General features: G+C 42.9%; 19 protein-coding genes. 5 read left to right on the top strand and 14 right to left on the bottom strand.

All coding sequences use genetic code 11. From position 1 onward, the window contains the following. Positions 1–11: 11 nt before the first annotated feature. From FO440_RS03640 to FO440_RS03620, 5 genes are all read right to left on the bottom strand, one after another. Positions 12–632: a hypothetical protein gene (locus FO440_RS03640; protein WP_144246863.1), complete on the bottom strand. Its 621-nt coding sequence runs from the start codon at positions 630–632 to the stop codon at positions 12–14. A 234-nt stretch (positions 633–866) separates the two neighbouring features. After that, the gene (locus tag FO440_RS03635) at positions 867–1451 is read right to left on the bottom strand and encodes an outer membrane beta-barrel protein (RefSeq protein ID WP_144246862.1); all 585 of its coding nucleotides are present in this window, start codon (positions 1449–1451) and stop codon (positions 867–869) included. 170 nt (positions 1452–1621) lie between these two features. Further along, the gene (locus FO440_RS03630) at positions 1622–2404 is read right to left on the bottom strand and encodes an enoyl-CoA hydratase/isomerase family protein (protein WP_144246861.1); all 783 of its coding nucleotides are present in this window, start codon (positions 2402–2404) and stop codon (positions 1622–1624) included. A gap of 9 nt (positions 2405–2413) precedes the next feature. Then, positions 2414–2836 carry a cobalamin B12-binding domain-containing protein gene (locus FO440_RS03625; RefSeq protein WP_144246860.1) on the bottom strand — a complete coding sequence of 141 codons (423 nt, stop codon included), beginning with the start codon at positions 2834–2836 and terminating at the stop codon, positions 2414–2416. Between the two features lie 64 nt (positions 2837–2900). Then, positions 2901–3134 (bottom strand): hypothetical protein, encoded by a 234-nt coding sequence (locus FO440_RS03620; protein WP_144246859.1) that lies wholly within the window; start codon positions 3132–3134, stop codon positions 2901–2903. A gap of 235 nt (positions 3135–3369) precedes the next feature. Here FO440_RS03620 and FO440_RS03615 point away from each other — a divergent pair, with 235 nt between their 5' ends. Continuing rightward, the gene (locus FO440_RS03615; RefSeq protein WP_144246858.1) at positions 3370–4512 is read left to right on the top strand and encodes an FAD-dependent oxidoreductase; all 1143 of its coding nucleotides are present in this window, start codon (positions 3370–3372) and stop codon (positions 4510–4512) included. Between the two features lie 3 nt (positions 4513–4515). On the opposite strand, the gene FO440_RS03610 is transcribed toward FO440_RS03615, so the two are convergent. The 4 genes from FO440_RS03610 to recJ form a co-directional block, all read right to left on the bottom strand. Then, on the bottom strand, positions 4516–5085 hold the full coding sequence (locus FO440_RS03610; RefSeq protein WP_144246857.1) for a hypothetical protein: 570 nt from the start codon (positions 5083–5085) through the stop codon (positions 4516–4518). A 10-nt stretch (positions 5086–5095) separates the two neighbouring features. Then, a complete protein-coding gene (locus FO440_RS03605) occupies positions 5096–6616 on the bottom strand; it encodes a GH3 auxin-responsive promoter family protein (RefSeq protein ID WP_144246856.1) in 1521 nt (506 codons plus the stop codon). An 8-nt stretch (positions 6617–6624) separates the two neighbouring features. Next, the gene (gene lptB / locus FO440_RS03600; RefSeq protein WP_144246855.1) at positions 6625–7365 is read right to left on the bottom strand and encodes an LPS export ABC transporter ATP-binding protein; all 741 of its coding nucleotides are present in this window, start codon (positions 7363–7365) and stop codon (positions 6625–6627) included. Positions 7366–7431: 66 nt separating this feature from the next. After that, positions 7432–9132, bottom strand: coding sequence for a single-stranded-DNA-specific exonuclease RecJ (gene recJ / locus FO440_RS03595; protein ID WP_144246854.1), 1701 nt, complete (start codon positions 9130–9132; stop codon positions 7432–7434). A 57-nt stretch (positions 9133–9189) separates the two neighbouring features. Here recJ and FO440_RS03590 point away from each other — a divergent pair, with 57 nt between their 5' ends. Then, the gene (locus FO440_RS03590; protein ID WP_144246853.1) at positions 9190–9963 is read left to right on the top strand and encodes an MBL fold metallo-hydrolase; all 774 of its coding nucleotides are present in this window, start codon (positions 9190–9192) and stop codon (positions 9961–9963) included. Between the two features lie 16 nt (positions 9964–9979). Here the strand turns inward: FO440_RS03590 and FO440_RS03585 are convergent, their stop codons facing one another. Further along, complete coding sequence (locus FO440_RS03585) at positions 9980–10396, bottom strand: response regulator (protein ID WP_144246852.1); 417 nt, start codon at positions 10394–10396, stop codon at positions 9980–9982. Between the two features lie 239 nt (positions 10397–10635). Here FO440_RS03585 and FO440_RS03580 point away from each other — a divergent pair, with 239 nt between their 5' ends. The 3 genes from FO440_RS03580 to FO440_RS03570 all read left to right on the top strand — a co-directional run bounded on the left by FO440_RS03580 (position 10636) and on the right by FO440_RS03570 (position 12455). Next, the gene (locus FO440_RS03580) at positions 10636–11079 is read left to right on the top strand and encodes a MerC domain-containing protein (protein ID WP_144246851.1); all 444 of its coding nucleotides are present in this window, start codon (positions 10636–10638) and stop codon (positions 11077–11079) included. A 78-nt stretch (positions 11080–11157) separates the two neighbouring features. Further along, a complete protein-coding gene (locus FO440_RS03575) occupies positions 11158–11589 on the top strand; it encodes a Fur family transcriptional regulator (protein ID WP_144246850.1) in 432 nt (143 codons plus the stop codon). Between the two features lie 17 nt (positions 11590–11606). Continuing rightward, positions 11607–12455 carry an N-acetylmuramoyl-L-alanine amidase family protein gene (locus FO440_RS03570; RefSeq protein ID WP_144246849.1) on the top strand — a complete coding sequence of 283 codons (849 nt, stop codon included), beginning with the start codon at positions 11607–11609 and terminating at the stop codon, positions 12453–12455. Positions 12456–12460: 5 nt separating this feature from the next. On the opposite strand, the gene FO440_RS03565 is transcribed toward FO440_RS03570, so the two are convergent. The 4 genes from FO440_RS03565 to FO440_RS03550 are packed head-to-tail and all read right to left on the bottom strand — an operon-like array spanning position 12461 to position 15643. Then, positions 12461–12961: a shikimate kinase gene (locus tag FO440_RS03565; RefSeq protein WP_144246848.1), complete on the bottom strand. Its 501-nt coding sequence runs from the start codon at positions 12959–12961 to the stop codon at positions 12461–12463. Further along, the gene (locus FO440_RS03560) at positions 12958–14016 is read right to left on the bottom strand and encodes an ABC transporter permease (RefSeq protein WP_144246847.1); all 1059 of its coding nucleotides are present in this window, start codon (positions 14014–14016) and stop codon (positions 12958–12960) included. The genes FO440_RS03565 and FO440_RS03560 overlap by 4 nt, the downstream gene beginning before the upstream one ends. Beyond that, a complete protein-coding gene (locus FO440_RS03555; protein WP_144246846.1) occupies positions 14013–15164 on the bottom strand; it encodes a BT_3928 family protein in 1152 nt (383 codons plus the stop codon). The genes FO440_RS03560 and FO440_RS03555 overlap by 4 nt, the downstream gene beginning before the upstream one ends. Further along, the gene (locus FO440_RS03550) at positions 15161–15643 is read right to left on the bottom strand and encodes a DUF1599 domain-containing protein (RefSeq protein WP_144246845.1); all 483 of its coding nucleotides are present in this window, start codon (positions 15641–15643) and stop codon (positions 15161–15163) included. Before FO440_RS03550 ends, FO440_RS03555 begins: the two co-directional genes overlap by 4 nt. Between the last annotated feature and the right edge of the window lie 132 nt (positions 15644–15775).

Raw genomic sequence — 15775 nt, 5'->3', positions numbered from 1 at the left:
GGGGTAGCCAACTATAAATTAAATTCATAGGCAATATGCAGTGCCCAAAATGTATTATGATTTGAATCGTTGTAAAAACTTTCGGTACGCTCATAGCGTAAGCCGGCATCAATATAGGTATGGCGTTTTTTAAGCGGCAATACCAAACCTATTTGCGGTGACCAGGTAACCGAGTTGCCGTATAAAGCATACAACTCTTTTTTATTTGCTAAAAAGGTTTCACCGATCTCGCCCTGCACGTAAAACCTGTTACCTAATAACCACTTTAAACCCACTTTTATAGGGATGGTATTAAAATCAGGCAATGATGTTTTTAATATGGCTTGCTGGCTGTATGATGATTTTCCTGTAGGAAGAAAACTGATATAACCTAAAGTTGCTGTAGCATATAAATGCGACATTACCGGTATGTCGCCTCTTAAAACAAGACCCACGCCATAGCTGTAGGCTGCAGCGGCAGTACCGCCGGCATCAGTAGTTACACCGGTACCAAAGCCTGTACCAGTTGCCGAGGCAAGTTCTGCACCCAAACCTACACGGACGCTATCGGGCATGTTGATCTGTGCATGTGCCGCCGAACCAAGGCATATAAAAAGAAACGAGTAGATAAACGCTTTAACGGTTATTTTCATAATTGTTGTTTAGATTAATGTGTTAAAACGTTCAATGAGTTAACAACGTATAATTCACCGCAAATTATCGGTAAAACTTAATTTGTGCAAAGCTAATATCCCTTTTGAATAACTCATTATAAACGGATGTAAAAAAATGTTAAATTTTATGGCATTGCTCACAACGATCAGCGCATAAAAAAAGCCCGCTTGTGGGCGGGCCATTTCATTATAGGTAGTTGTGAGTATCTGTATTTAGAACCCGTAGGCAACACGTAAACCAAAGAAGTTTACTTTGCTGTCGTCAATACCACTGTTTAATTTAGTGCTTGCTTCATAACGTACACCGGCATCAATATAGCTGCTGCCGCCAATAGGGAATTGGTAACCAACTTGTGGAGCCCAGATAAATGCTGCTGAGTTATCGGCACCAATATCTTTTTTGTTTAAAACAAATGCTGCACCGGCTTCGCCTTGTACATACAGTTTATTAACAAGGAAGTATTTTAAACCGGCTTTAACAGGTAATAACTGGATGTTTGTAGCAGAAGCTGTTACGCCACCCACAGTTACGTCTTTACCGAAGATGTTGTTATAACCGGCATTAACAGTAACAAATAGTTGAGAAGCTACCGGGATGTCTGCCTGTACAGAACCGCCAAGGTTCCAGTTATAATTGTCTGATAATTTTCCGGTAGGGATACCGGCGTCAACACCGATACTTAAGCGAATGCCGCTTGTTGTTGTTTTGGTAGATGTAGGGTTGGTTTGTGCTTTAGCGCCTAAGGTAAAACCGGCTAAGGCTAAAACAAGTGCTGTGATTTTTAATGTACTTTTCATAGTTGTATATATTATTTGTTGTGTGTTTGTTTAACACGCAGCAAAGTAACAACAGAAATATAATACGATTTTTCATCCAAATGTCACGATTATTCAATCGATTGATTAACAGTAATTTATTTTTTTGACCATATGGGTATTTTAGTCAGCTTAATGTAATTAAATGTGATCTATTTACCTTTAAAGGCAGATTTGCGCTTTCCTAAAAAGGCTGAAACGCCTTCTTTAAAATCTTCGGTACCGAAACATTTGGCAAATTCATCTATTTCCACATCAAATCCATTGATATCAGTTTGCCCGGCGGCATTAACCGCGGTAATGGCAGCGGCAATGGACAGCGGCGCATTGCCTAAAATTTTCTGCAGGATATCTTCTGCTTTTGAAATTAGCCTGTCCTGGCTAACTACATGGTTTACAAGCCCGAACCGGTAAGCTTCTGCCGCGGTGATCATATCGGCGGTCATGATGATTTCTAAAGCACGGCCTTTGCCTACCAATTGGGTTAAGCGTTGGGTACCGCCATAACCCGGTATAAGGCCGAGTGTTACTTCGGGTAAACCCATCTTGGCGTTATCAGACGCAATGCGGATATGACAGGCCATAGCCAGTTCAAGCCCACCACCTAACGCGAAACCGTTAATTGCAGCTACAACAGGTTTGCTAAATTGCTCTATGAAGTTAAAAATGTTCTTTTGATTTTCATGTGCCAGGTTGCGGGCAGTTTCTATATCAAGTCCTTCAAACTCGGCAATGTCTGCCCCGGCAACAAATGCCTTTGGGCCGGCCCCTGTAATGATAACGCCTCCTACTTTGGCATTGTGCAAAGCATCGGCAAGCGCAATATGCAGCTCAAACAGGGTGTCTTTATTTAAGGCGTTGAGTTTGCCTTCGCGGTTAATAACTATATATTGGATCCGTCCCCTGTTTTCGACGAGTAAATTTTGGTACACCATAGCGCAAAGTTAAAAATTACGATGCTCATGCACCCAGGCGGTGATGTATTTTACAATATCATGCGTATTGGTCCCGGGCGGGAAGAGCTCGCCGACCCCAAGCTGTTTTAAAGCAGCCATATCCTCTTCGGGGATGATACCGCCGCCGGTCACCAGCACATCATCCATCTTTTTCTCTTTGATAAGGGCCAGGATCTTGGGGAACACCGTCATGTGCGCGCCAGACAGGATAGAAATGCCAATGGCATCAACATCTTCCTGCAGCGCAGTATTGACAACCATTTCGGCTGTTTGGCGCAGCCCGGTATAGATCACCTCCATACCGGCATCGCGCAGCGAAGTGGCAATAATGCGTGCGCCGCGGTCATGGCCGTCAAGCCCAACCTTGGCTACTAAAATTCTTATGGGGCGATTAAAAGGTTTGGCGGTCATTTACTTTTTTGCAAGATGCAATATAGCAAATTACCCTAACGTATTCAATCAGGTACGCTTTTGCTTAAGCAGCTATGCTTCTTGCAATTTCATTTACCAGTTGTGGCGCCACATAAAAGCTATCAACAACTATCCAGGTATGCCTGTCGTTGCCCAGCTTAATGTGGCCTATGGTTTTATCGTTTTCTAAAACGCTGTATTTATCGTCGCTGGCAACAATGTTCAGGTCCATTTGCTTGCCTTTGTATATGGTCTTTAAAGAAAAGTTAGCTTTTTGAGAGGTAGTTGTTGTTTTCATGTGATAAATTTTTTTCCAGTTAATCTTATATCAGCACCTATTCAAAAATGATACCATGTTGGGTAATAGCGAATATTTTCATCTTAACAACCTTATTAGCAAGTAAGTGTATATTTTACACCCCAAAGTGTAGAAATAGAAGGCTATATGGAAATACAGACATTGATGTATAATTTTTTCATCTTTCTTAAAATGTTTCTGCTTCCTGATCGTCTGCCTTATTAATACAAGTAGTATGAATAACTTACAAGACAAAAAGATAGCCGTAGTAGGCGGCGGACCGGGCGGCTTAACCCTTGCCCGGCTTTTACAAATTAAAGGCGCGGATGTGAATGTTTACGAGCGTGATAAGGACAGCAGTATACGCCCGCAAGGCGCCACCCTGGACCTGCATGATGAGTCGGGATTAAAAGCTTTGCGCGAAGCCGGGTTAATGGATGCTTTCAGGGCTAACTATCGTCCGGGTGCGGATCTGATGCATGTAATGGACAAACACGCCAACTCACTATTGGAAGAAAGCGTAGCAGGAGAAAATGATACGTCGCGCCCCGAAATTGACAGAGGGCCATTGCAACAATTATTGTTAAAATCATTGCAGCCGGGTACGGTTGTTTGGGACAGCCATTTCATATCCATGACACAACAAAACCATGTATGGAAATTAGAATTTAAAAACGGCACTGAAGCTTTTGCAGATATTGTAATAGCGGCAGACGGGGCAAACTCAAAGATCCGCCCATATATTACGCCTATCAGATCTTTTTATTCGGGTGTTACTGCTTTGGAAGGGGCAGTTTATGATTCGGCGGTTAATTGCCCGCAAATTCACCAATTATTAAACGGCGGCAAGATCTTCGCCTTTGGCGATAGTAAAAGTTTAATTGTAAGCTCGAAGGGTGACGGCAGCCTGGTGTTTTACCCCAGCTTTAAAACAAACGAACATTGGGTAAAACAAAGCGGAATAGATTTTACAGATAAAACGCAGGTATTGGCCTGGTTTAAAAACGAATACGAAGGATGGAATGAGGTTTGGATCGAGTTATTTGAAAACTGTACGGGTAATTTTATACCCCGCCCGTTATACTGCATGCCGCTTGACCAATGCTGGGAAGCGCAGCCTAATTTAACCATGCTGGGCGATGCCGCCCACCTGATGCCACCATTTGCGGGCGAGGGTGTTAATATGGCCATGCTTGACGCGCTTGAGTTAAGCGAATGTTTGCTGAATGATTCTTTTGCCGATATCCACTCGGCAATTAGCGCCTATGAACAACAAATGCGGTCAAGAGCATCTGAAACAGCGGCAGATACATTGGTATCAACAGAAGCGCTGCACTCGCCTGCGGCTATTGATTTTATGATGAGTATTGGGGGGTAGAGATTACTTCAACAAACCTATAATTTTCACTACCTCTTTCCTTTCTTTATTATCGGGGCAAAAAGTGGCAAAAAATTCAGGGGCATAATAATAAAGATATCTTGTTTTTGACGGTGTGATCATCCAGATGCGGTATTCTGATCCGTCTTCTGTAGAGTGACTAACTTTCTGTTCCTGGCCATCAACCTTATCTGTGCTTTCATTGCATTTGGGCAGGTTGCTATCGTCGTCAATGGTGAAAAGTTTACCGGCTACCAAATCGTTGTAAACAGACTGACATTGTGCATCAGTAGCGGCCGCATCTTTAAGCGGAGGTTCTGTAACCGATAATGGCGCAGACGGTACATCTTGTTTATAGGTTAGTTTATGCCAGTGCCCGCTTTTTAAAACCATTACATTAAATGTAATGTTGTGCGCCACGTTATCATACGCGCGGCAGGCAATAAGCAGGTCATAGTTTTTTATCGCGGTGAATGGATTGTCTGACGAATTGGATTTGAATTTAGGGACAATTACCTGTGCAGATGCAGTGCAGGTAATAAATAATACGGCAATAAGTAACAGTTTTTTCATGGGGTAAAGATTAACTAACTAATTCAACCATTTTTAAAATAGCATCAACATACTCGCGGTTATTGGCCAGACGGGGCACTTTGTGTTGACCGCCTAACTTACCCTTTTCCTTCATCCAGTTAAAGAACGTGCCTTCGGGCACTTTGCGTACAAGTGGCCGGCGCAGGGCCATGTCTTTAAAACGTTTGGCATCATAATCAGAATTGATGCGGCGCAGAGTTTCGTCCAACAGGTCGACAAAGCGCTCAAACTCGGCAGGTTTTTTCTCAAACTCTATCAGCCATTCATGCGCGCCGCATTCGTCGCCGTTAAAATAAACCGGCGCGGCAGTGTATTCGCGGATAACCGCACCTGTCTGGCTGCAGGCTTCTTCTAATGCGCGCTCGGCATTATCAATGATGACTTCCTCGCCAAAGGCATTTATAAAATGCTTGGTACGGCCGGTAACCTGGATGCGGTAGGGTACAAGCGAGGTAAACCTGATGGTATCGCCAATTAAGTAGCGCCATAAACCGGCATTGGTGCTGATAATGAGCGCGTAGTTTTTATCCAGTTCTACCTCGTCAAGCGTTAATGTTTGCGGGTTTTCGTCATATAAATTCTCGGTAGGTAAAAACTCGTAGAAAATGCCATAGTCAAGCATCAACAGCATTTCACCAGGCTCTACCGTATCCTGGATCCCGAAGAAACCTTCGGACGCGTTGTAGTTTTCCAGGTAATACATATCGTCGCTCGGGATCAGCTTTTTAAACTGTTCGCGGTAGGGTGTAAAATTAACCGCGCCATGAAAATACATCTCCAGGTTTGGCCAAACCTCTAACAGATTGTTTTTACCCGTTATTTCAAGAATGCGTTTGCAGAGCAAAAGGTTCCAGGTGGGTACGCCGCTCAGGCTGGTTACATTTACATCCTTGGTGGCATAAGCCATCTTTTCTATCTTCTCTTCAAAATCTTCAAGCAGGGCAATATCAAGGTGTGGGGTGCGGTGAAATTCGGCCCAAAGCGGCAGGTTTTTCATGATAACAGCCGACAGGTCGCCAAAAGAAGTATCGGGGCTTAACTGGCTAACCTGGTGACTGCCGCCAAGTGTTAAGATCTTGCCAGTAAACATCTTGGCATTGGGCCTGTTGTTAAAGTAGATGGTTAAAAGATCCTTGCCGCCTTTAAAGTGGCATTCTTCCAGTGAATCCTCGCTAACGGGAATAAACTTACTGCGATCGCTGGTTGTGCCCGATGATTTGGCAAACCAGCGGATCTCTGACGGCCAAAGCACATTTTGCTCGCCTTTAAGCATCCGCTCTATGTAAGGTTTTAGCGTATCGTAGTTTTGTATGGGTACACGCTCTTTAAATTCGCTTAAATTGGTAATGCTTTTATAACCGTACTTTTTACCCCACTCGGTATTTTCTGCTCTTGATATCAATTGTTCAAACCATTCTTCCTGTACCTCGTTGGGGTATTTCATGAAAAGCTCTATCTGGTGGATACGCTTTTTCATGAACCAGGTAAAAACAGAGTTAAAAATTGTCATGAGCTAATTTACTGGGCAAAAGTTTTCCTTTTCAATACAAAGTTGGCACCTAAATATACTTTGCGCACCAATTCATTTTCTGCCAGCACTTCGGGCACGCCCGACTCTAAAATTTTCCCCTCAAACAATAAATAAGCGCGATCTGTGATCGACAAAGTTTCTTGTACGTTGTGGTCGGTTATCAATATCCCTATGTTGCGGTGGCGTAACTTAGCCACCATCGACTGGATCTCCTCTACCGCGATCGGGTCAACCCCTGCAAATGGTTCATCCAGCAAAATAAAATTGGGTTCGGCTGCCAGGGCACGTGCAATTTCTGTACGGCGGCGCTCGCCACCCGACAACAGATCGCCGCGATTGCGGCGTACTTTGTGTAAGCTGAACTCATCTATCAATGTTTCCAGCTTTTCTTCCTGTTTATCTTTAGGCATAGGCCCCATTTCAAGGATAGCTTTAATATTATCCTCGACAGTCAGTTTACGAAAAACAGAAGCTTCCTGCGCCAGGTAACCAATGCCTTTTTGCGCACGGCGGTACATCGGGTCGGTAGTTATTTCTTCATCATCCAGGAAGATCTTGCCCTCGTTAGGTTTTATCAAACCTACTATCATATAAAACGATGTGGTTTTACCAGCGCCGTTTGGCCCCAGTAACCCAACTATCTCGCCCTGCGACACATTGAACGATACATCGCTTACAACGGTGCGCTGTTTATATTTCTTAATTAAATTTTCTGCTCTTAAATTCATTTAGTTTGAACTATGGTTTTTAGGATTAGCGGATTACCCGGCTAATCTCTAATCACCAATCTCTAATTAACTAACCTTAATTCCTTTTACATTTAACTGTATGGTACGCCTTTCGCGCCATACGTTTTCTTCAATATTGTAGCAAATATCAAAAGGTACATCCTTTTTTATTTGCGACAGTTGTTCGCCCTGCCCAAAGGCAATGCAATCAAACAATGCCGATCCTTCCTGCATTACCGTCATTTTAATATGATTTTGGCCAACCAGTACCGGATTGCCGCTAACATACACATTTTTGGTAAGGAACACCGGCGACATATTTTCCGGGCCGAACGGCGCAAACTGGTTCAATATTCTAAAAAACTTAGGTTCGATCTGTGTTAAACGTAATTCGGCGTCAATTTGTATCTGTTGTATTAATTGTTCTGCTGTAATTGTAGCGCTTACCACTTCCTCAAACTTATCCATAAATGCTTCCACATTTTCCGGATGCATAGTCAGGCCGGCAGCATATTTATGCCCGCCAAATTGGATCAGCAAGTCACTACAACCGCACAGGGCTTCGTAAAGGTCATACCCCAAAACAGAACGGGCCGACCCGGCTACATGCCCGTTTGATCGGGTGAGGACCACCGTAGGGCGATAATATTTTTCGGTAAGCCTCGAGGCTACTATGCCGATAACACCTTTATGCCAATTCTCATTAAATACCACGGTCGATTTCCGGTCGATCAGGATCTGGCTGTCGCCAATCATCCCCAAAGCTTCGTCGGTTATTTGCAGGTCATGGCCCTTGCGTTCTGTGTTTTTTATGTTGATCAGATCACCTTTGATCTGGGCTTCTTCGTCATTACAGGCAATTAATAATTCGACCGCGTGTTTGGCATCATCAATGCGGCCGGCCGCATTGATGCGCGGCCCCAGCAAAAACACAATATCTGATATGGTATAGCTGATACTTTTACCTGCTACTCCCATCAAAATTTTAAGACCTATGCAAGGATCGCTGTTTAATTTTTGCAGACCGAAATAGGCCAGCACACGGTTTTCGCCAACTATGGGTACAATATCGCAGGCAATACTTACGGCTACCAGGTCAAAATACCGACTAACGTCTTCAAAAGGTAAATCATTCTTTTCTGCATAAGCCTGAGCAAGCTTAAAGCCTATGCCACATCCCGACAGTTCTTTAAAAGGATAACCGCAATCCGCACGTTTGGGATCGAGCACGGCAATCGCGTCCGGCAGTTCCTCGCCGGGGGTATGGTGATCGCAAATGATAAAATCAATACCTAGCTTATTGGCATAGGCAATTTTATCTACTGATTTTATACCGCAATCCAGCGCAATGATCAGCGAGAAACCATTGGCACTTGCATAATCTATCCCTTGTGTTGAGATCCCATAACCCTCTTTATACCTGTCGGGAATATAATATTCAATATTACTATGGTGATTTTTAAAGAAACTATATACCACAGCAACCGCTGTGGTGCCGTCAACATCGTAATCGCCGTATATCATTATTTTTTCGCCTGCGGCGATGGCGGTTTCAATGCGATCGATAGCTTTTTCCATGTCCTGCATCAGGAAAGGATCATGCAGGTGACGAATATCTGGCCTGAAAAAGTATTTGGCTTCGTCGTAGTTTTTTATGCCCCTGTGCAATAGCAAAGTACTTAAAACCGGGTCAATGTTAAGCCCCGTAGCCAGATGATTTATGTCATCAATTGCCGGTACTTCCCTTATCGCCCAACGTTTATTCATATCTTTGCTGCTTAAAACAGTAAATATAGGTGCATATCTGCACATTTATAAATTCGTATGAAAATTTTCCCACTTGGCGAGGGTTCTTACTCGGTAGATGCTTCTAAAAAATTTGTTCCTTTTGATCCGCAGATCGATAACTACCGCGACCGCCCCGGTTCATTATTTATACATGTTAACCCGTTCCTGGTGCAAACCGCTACAGATCTGATCTTATTTGATTGCGGACTGGGTTATAAAGATACGCGCGACGAATTATTCCTGCACCAGCATATCCGCAGCGCCGGGTTTGACCCGGAGGATGTTACGCTGGTATTGATGTCACACCTGCATTATGATCATTCAGGCGGTTTGGTGGTTGAACGTAATGGTAAGCTCGAACCAAGTTTCCCCGGTGCAGAGCATGTGATACAACGCGGCGAATGGGAAACTGCTTTCAGCGGCAGGTCATCATCGTATCATCAGGAGATCTTCGATTCGCTGCAGCGCTCGGCGCAAATTACTTTTGTAGAAGGATCGGGCGAGTTTAAACCCGGTATAAAGTATGAATTATCAGGAGGCCACTGTCAATACCACCAGGTTTTCTGGATAGAAGATGGTGAAGATAAATGTTTTTTTGGCGGCGATGAATTGCCCGAGCCTGAACAACTGATTCGCAGGTTTAAAGCGAAATATGATTTTGACGCCCAAAAAGCGATGGAATTGCGCGATATATATGGCAAGAAAGCGGCGGCAGAGGGGTGGACCTGTTTATTTTATCATGCAAAAACAAACCCGGTGGGTAATATCAATTATAACGGAGATCATTTTACGATCATCCCGGTTCAATAAATCAGATATAGGCCTGTTAGTTGGAGTTGGCGGCAAGCATTTCTTTTATTTTCTCAACACTTAAAGGTTTTGAAATAAAGTTTTTTACCAGCGGGTATGAGCGTGCTTTGTTAATATCATTGCTAAATACCGATGACGATATAATATAGATCTTGCTTTTACCCAGCGGATCAAGGTTCAGACGTTTGTATTCGTCTAAAAACTCCCAACCGTTCATAATGGGCATATTGATATCTAACAGGATAAAATCGGGCAATAAAGAGGGGTTATTCTTCTGAATTTCTACAAGCTCCTCAATCGCAAACCTTCCGTTTAAACACGAAGATATGTTTGTATTGTCTAAAGCTTTCTTTATTAATTTAATAGAGATGAAGTTGTTTATTTCATCATCATCAACTAATAATATACTAACTGGTTTACTATCAGGGTTCATAGATCAATATTGGCTCGATATTTCAAAAAATACCATATTCCTATACGTTGTAGGAGCAGGGAAAAACAAAAGTCTTTTATTAAGCTGAAATATACAAACAATATTAGATAAATATTAGTAAGAATTACAAATAAAAACGCAGGACAATCATTTATTTCGTTTCACGAAAAATACTGTAAAAAGAGTGTAATATTAAGTAAATAAAAACGCAATTATGTTGCATCTTTATATATTTGCGTATGGTATCAAAAAAACGCGGCTCAAGATTAGACAGTATTGGCATGACAGCATCAACACTTTGCGCGATACATTGCGCGGTAGTGCCTGTTTTACTTACCTGCCTGCCATTAGCCGGTCTTGGGTTTTTGGCTAACCCGTTATTTGAATGGGGCATGATTATTTTGGCATTATTGCTTGGCGTCTCATCCATCTTTCTTTCCTATTTCAGAACCCATCATAGGGCCTTGCCATTGGTTTTGCTGGTTACCGGGTTTATAATCATAATTGCCGGCCATGTTTATTTGAAAGGATGGATCGAAGCTGTGGTTGTGCCTATAGGAGGCCTGACCATAGCGTTAGCGCATTTCATCAATTTTAAATATGTGGGTGCATGTACCAATGCCGATCATTTTTTTCATTTAAAACATAATCACCCCAAAAAACATTTAGTTAAACGATTATAACTTACCATGGCATTGCTAAGTTATTAATTGTTAAACAAACTCACTTATTCTTAGTAATTTTGTGAGCATAATTATAAGATGAACCACAATCAACATTTTGAGCATCTATTAAAAAAGCACCAGCTTAAACGCACAGAACCAAGGCTGCGTGTACTTTCTTTGCTGGCTGATAAAAAAGTGGCTACTTCACAGCCAGATCTTGAAGGCGTAATTGGCGATGTAGACCGTGTTACGCTATACCGCATACTAAGCGCGTTTGAAGAAAAAGGCATCATCCATAAAGTGTTCGACCTGAATGGTACGGCTAATTATGCGCTGTGTTCGTCTGATTGTGACGAGCATGACCACCATGATGAGCACCTGCATTTTAATTGCACCAACTGCAAAAACGTCTATTGCCTTGATGAACTGGATATGCCGCCTATTGTATTACCGTCGGGTTTTAAATTAGAGAACCTGAGTTTCAGCGCAACGGGATTATGCCCAAAATGCGTCAATAAAAAATTATAATATACCACCCCGGTTAAATGAACAAAACCTTTACACGCTTACAGTTACTTACCCTAAATAGTGTACTGCTGGCTCTGATCTTCGCATTAAGCTCGTTTACTAATCCGCGAGATTCTTCAAAAAACTCAGACACCTTAGGCGAAGGGCTTTTCAGGTTTAAAACTGTGGTGATAGATGCCGGGCACGGCGGCAAGGACCCGGGTACACATGGCTTACATTCTAACGAAAAAACGGTCGCGTTGTCCATCGCCAGGAAATTACGTGCCGCTATAGAAGACCAGATGCCGGGCATAAAAACAGTAATGACCCGCACAGACGATACCTTTATTCCGCTGGACAGGCGCTCGGCCATAGCGAACGAACATAACGGTAACCTGTTTATTTCAATCCACTGCAATTCATCACCCGAGGGTACCGGCCATAACGATCATAAACAAAAAGGCACCATGATGCTGGTTTATGGTTTTCACAGGGTTAAGGAACAGTTAGAGGCTATCCGCGAGAACGCGTCTATCATGATCGAAAAGGATTATAAGACCAAATACAAAAGTTACGACGAGGACGATCCGGTAAATCGGATCCTGTTAAATGCTTACATGCAAAAATACCGTAAGCAAAGTATCTTTTTTGGCGACCTGCTTAATGACGAATTTAAAAGACAGAACCGCCAAACTATAGGCGTAAAGGAACAGGGAATATTGGTATTGGCCCACAGCGCCATGCCTGCGGTGATGATAGAGACAGGCTTTATAAACAACCCAAGCGACGAAGATTACCTGACATCAGAGGATGGACAAAATGAAATTGTACAGGTAATTGTAAGTGCACTTAAAGATTATAAGCGGAAAACTACCGTTCAGCAATAAATTGTTTATTGGTTTACAGTTGTGGCCAAGCCCTCAACCGTCATGTCAATGCCATTAATAATATGCGTAGCCTGTTCATAGAAGCTTACGCGTTCGCCTAATTTTTCTGCAATAAAGCTTACCAGTTCTTCGCCATGCAGGCCGTGTAATAAAGGGCGGGTAGTTTTACCTTTATCTAATCTTTCTGCCAGTGTTTTTGGCGATAGTTTTATGTACAGCGTTTTGCCGTTGGCGTTCATCCAATCCATGTTATCAAAAAAGCACGGTAATCCTCCGCCTGTTGATACAACAACATTCTCCGGGTAATTGGTTTCCTTTAATATGGATGATTCTAATTCCCTGAAAGCATCTTGTCCGTGCGCGGTAAAATACTCGGCTATGGTCATGCCGGCTTTTTCTTCAAGCACGTGGTCAAGGTCCATAAACTCGTAACCCAGGTGGTTAGCCAATTTGCGGCCCCAGGTGGTTTTGCCGCATCCCATAAATCCTATAAAAAAAAGCCTCATTGTAATTTTACTCTTGGATCGATCCAAACATAAACAACATCAACCAAAATATTGATCACCACAAAAATAAAAGCAATAAATAATATGGAACCCATTACTACCGGGAAATCTGACATCTCCAGCGCGTTAACCGTGGTTTTACCTAAACCGTTGTAACCAAACACGTACTCAACAAAAAAAGAGCCCGCCAATAACGACGCGAACCATGTAGCAATGGCCGTAATTACCGGATTAAGCGCGTTCTTTAAAGCATGGCGATAAATAATGGTATAATTACTCAAACCTTTTGCTTTTGCCGTGCGGATATAGTCCTGCCCCAAAACATCAAGCATGGCGTTGCGGGTAAGCTGCACAATAATGGCAAGCGGCCTGAAACCAAGGGTGATCATAGGTAACACCAAATTCTTCCAGGTAATTACCTCGCCCTTGAACGGGTCATAGCTATATAAACTGCCCGACATGTTGAGCCCGGTGTATTTACTTAACACAAATCCAAAGATCCAGGCGATGATGATGCCCGCAAAAAATGACGGTGCAGAGATACCCAGTGTTGAAAAAGCCAATGCCGATCGGTCTATCCACGTGTCTTTATGTACCGCGCTCAATATCCCTAAAAACACACCTATCACAATGGCAAAGATCATGGCAGTAGTTGCTAATATTAAGGTATTGGGCACAACTGCCAGCAGCATGGATACCACGTCTTTGCTGGTTTGGTATGATCGCCTTAAATAGGGCCACTTTAAGGCCACTACCTTTTGTTGCGAAATAGAAAACAAAGGTATATAGTGATACTTTAACCGTTCGGCCGGTGTATTTAAATGAATGCCAATGGCCGACAGATCATTTATATAATAAGCAAACTGTACGGGCAAGGGTTTATCCAAACCAAATTCTTTACGCACGGCCTGTAGTGATTGCACATCGGCGCGCTGGCCCTGTGTCATCCGGGCTGGGTCGACAGGCAAAACATTGAACAGAAAAAATACCACCACCACAATACCCAGCATTACTGCCGAGCCATAAAAGAACTTGCGGACAAGATAGCTGATCATTGCTGTTGCAAATATGTTTTTACCAGGTGGTCATAATCCGGCACGGTATGGTAATGCCATTTATTGACGATAGTGCCGTTTTTAAGCAGGATAACACCCGGATTTGAGCGAACCATTGATTTTAGCGGCACCCCGTCGGCGTAAAATATTTCGCTGATGAGGTGGTATTGTTTGGCAAAAGCCCCTGCATCTGCCGGCGATGCCGAAGTAAGCAATATGGTACGCATATTAAAGTTTTGCGTAAGATTGGTAGCCAGAGCATTTAAGCAGTTTATGGCCGCGCCATCGGTCTTTTTCAGATCGTAAGCTACAATTACCAGGCTGTAAAACGGATTGCTTAACAGTTCTTTGGTATAATCATTACGCTGAGCATCCTCAAGGGTAAGATCGGCTATTTTAGGCATGAAACCTTTTTTTACCAGTTTGCTTTCGGGGTTACCCACTATCTCCCAGGTATTATCTTTCCAGATGCCCGTTTTAAGATATTCCTTATCGGTCATGGATTTGGTTTCGCCCGTTTTCTTGTTCTTTAAATTATAGGTCAGCTCAAACTGGTCGGGCATGGCACCGGGTGGTGTTTTCATCTCGTCCGGGATATTCACACCAATTTTATAAGGCAGAAAATCAATTATCGGCAAAAAGTTATACGTAAAAAGCCCGAAACCCACAGATACGACAACAGAAGCTATCAGCAAACGCTCACCGGTTTTGGCGTTGAATAACGGGTTAATTTGGTCCTTGTTTTTAAAGATAACGATGATCAGCAATAGCAACACCAGGTCTTTGCTGAACGATTGCCATGGGGTAAGCGGAATAGCATCGCCAAAGCAACCGCAGGTTTGCACCACTTTAAAAAATGCCGAGTAAAAAGTTAAAAAGGCAAAGAAGATAATAATGAGCAACAGGCCCCAGGCTACCTGCTTACCGCGGACACCAATCAACAGGGCGAAGCCTAAAATCATTTCTAAGGCGCAAAGTAATACGGCAAGGCTTAATGCAAGTCCGTTTAAAAAGGTGATATGAAAAACTTCAAAATATTCTTCGAGCTTATAAGAGAAACCGAGCGGGTCATTAGCTTTGATCAGGCCCGAGAAAATAAATAGCAAGCCTACGCCAATTCTGCAGAACCACAGTAACCCGTTTTTCATTTTACGCCAAGTTTTATTAATGCGAATACCGAATAATTCAGGATATCCTGGTAATTAGCTTTTATTCCTTCGGATGCAAGGGTTAGCCCCTGGTTATCTTCGATCTGTTTTACACGCAGCAACTTCATCAATATCAGGTCTGTTAACGAGCTGATGCGCATATCGCGCCATGCTTCGCCGTAGTCATGGTTTTTGGCAAACATCAGTTCTTTTGTTTCCTTTACTTTCTCATCAAACATACGGCCTACATGGTCGGGCGCCAACTCAAGCGCTGTTGCCGAATCGCACTCCAGCTGCATCATAGCAATAACGCAATAATTGACAATGCCAATATATTCGCCGGTGATATCTTCGCCCACTTTCGAGATCTTTTTTTCTTCGAGCGTACGTACGCGCTGCGCTTTGATAAAGATCTGGTCGGTGATGGATTGAAGGCGAAGAATGCGCCAGGCCGTACCATAATCATGCGTTTTTTTCATGAAAAGGTTTCTGCAAACATTAATTACGGCTTCGTATTCGGCTGATGTGTTGTTCAAAATGTTGTAACGTTTTAATTTGAAATGTTGCAAGGTTTTGCGGGTGCAATATAAATCACAAATTCTAAAGTAACT

The organism is Mucilaginibacter corticis (genome assembly GCF_007558865.1).
In the GTDB taxonomy this organism is placed as follows: Bacteria; Bacteroidota; Bacteroidia; order Sphingobacteriales; family Sphingobacteriaceae; genus Mucilaginibacter; species Mucilaginibacter corticis.
Note: the sequence above shows the minus strand (reverse complement) of the source record. Positions and strands in the feature narration are given on the sequence as shown.

Bases quoted from the DNA above. Each gene is read 5' to 3' on its own strand.
- FO440_RS03640 (WP_144246863.1), bottom strand. From the start codon at position 632: ATGAAAATAACCGTTAAAGCGTTTATCTACTCGTTTCTTTTTATATGC.
- FO440_RS03635 (WP_144246862.1), bottom strand. From the start codon at position 1,451: ATGAAAAGTACATTAAAAATCACAGCACTTGTTTTAGCCTTAGCCGGT.
- FO440_RS03630 (WP_144246861.1), bottom strand. From the start codon at position 2,404: ATGGTGTACCAAAATTTACTCGTCGAAAACAGGGGACGGATCCAATAT.
- FO440_RS03625 (WP_144246860.1), bottom strand. From the start codon at position 2,836: ATGACCGCCAAACCTTTTAATCGCCCCATAAGAATTTTAGTAGCCAAG.
- FO440_RS03620 (WP_144246859.1), bottom strand. From the start codon at position 3,134: ATGAAAACAACAACTACCTCTCAAAAAGCTAACTTTTCTTTAAAGACC.
- FO440_RS03615 (WP_144246858.1), top strand. From the start codon at position 3,370: ATGAATAACTTACAAGACAAAAAGATAGCCGTAGTAGGCGGCGGACCG.
- FO440_RS03610 (WP_144246857.1), bottom strand. From the start codon at position 5,085: ATGAAAAAACTGTTACTTATTGCCGTATTATTTATTACCTGCACTGCA.
- FO440_RS03605 (WP_144246856.1), bottom strand. From the start codon at position 6,616: ATGACAATTTTTAACTCTGTTTTTACCTGGTTCATGAAAAAGCGTATC.
- lptB (WP_144246855.1), bottom strand. From the start codon at position 7,365: ATGAATTTAAGAGCAGAAAATTTAATTAAGAAATATAAACAGCGCACC.
- recJ (WP_144246854.1), bottom strand. From the start codon at position 9,132: ATGAATAAACGTTGGGCGATAAGGGAAGTACCGGCAATTGATGACATA.
- FO440_RS03590 (WP_144246853.1), top strand. From the start codon at position 9,190: ATGAAAATTTTCCCACTTGGCGAGGGTTCTTACTCGGTAGATGCTTCT.
- FO440_RS03585 (WP_144246852.1), bottom strand. From the start codon at position 10,396: ATGAACCCTGATAGTAAACCAGTTAGTATATTATTAGTTGATGATGAT.
- FO440_RS03580 (WP_144246851.1), top strand. From the start codon at position 10,636: ATGGTATCAAAAAAACGCGGCTCAAGATTAGACAGTATTGGCATGACA.
- FO440_RS03575 (WP_144246850.1), top strand. From the start codon at position 11,158: ATGAACCACAATCAACATTTTGAGCATCTATTAAAAAAGCACCAGCTT.
- FO440_RS03570 (WP_144246849.1), top strand. From the start codon at position 11,607: ATGAACAAAACCTTTACACGCTTACAGTTACTTACCCTAAATAGTGTA.
- FO440_RS03565 (WP_144246848.1), bottom strand. From the start codon at position 12,961: ATGAGGCTTTTTTTTATAGGATTTATGGGATGCGGCAAAACCACCTGG.
- FO440_RS03560 (WP_144246847.1), bottom strand. From the start codon at position 14,016: ATGATCAGCTATCTTGTCCGCAAGTTCTTTTATGGCTCGGCAGTAATG.
- FO440_RS03555 (WP_144246846.1), bottom strand. From the start codon at position 15,164: ATGAAAAACGGGTTACTGTGGTTCTGCAGAATTGGCGTAGGCTTGCTA.
- FO440_RS03550 (WP_144246845.1), bottom strand. From the start codon at position 15,643: ATGAAAAAAACGCATGATTATGGTACGGCCTGGCGCATTCTTCGCCTT.